The following is a 313-nucleotide window of genomic DNA, read 5'->3' as shown; positions in this document are numbered from 1 at the left end:
GTGCTGATGTTCCCCTGTGGGACCCTGCGTCCGGAACGCCTATGGCGTTCTGGGGCGGTTGACTGCGCCCCGCTGCCACGCAGCATCGGCCCGGTGGGCGATGTTGCGGGAGCCGTTGTGGTCCGCGTGCAGGACGATCCCGCAGGACCGGCACACGAACCGTGCCTGTGTCACCCGGTTGGTGCGGTGGGTGTGCCAGCACTCGGAGCACTGGCGGGAGGTGTTGCGCGGGTCCACATGGACCACGGCAACACCCGCCCGCTTGGCCTTGTACTCGACAAAGGCGCCGAGCTGGGCGAAGGCCCAGGAGTGC

Annotated in this window: 1 protein-coding gene; it reads right to left on the bottom strand. The window is 69.0% G+C overall.

Annotated elements, in window-relative coordinates; all coding sequences use genetic code 11:
* Positions 1 to 39 precede the first annotated feature (39 nt).
* Positions 40 to 313, bottom strand: a 274-nt coding sequence (locus OO69_RS48505; RefSeq protein ID WP_033287453.1) for a zinc ribbon domain-containing protein, incomplete at its 5' end; no start/stop codon positions are given.

Origin of the sequence: Streptomyces sp. NRRL F-525 (assembly GCF_000716605.1) — a bacterium.
Lineage (GTDB): Bacteria > Actinomycetota > Actinomycetes > Streptomycetales > Streptomycetaceae > Streptomyces.
This window is presented reverse-complemented; position numbering and strand designations above follow the sequence as displayed.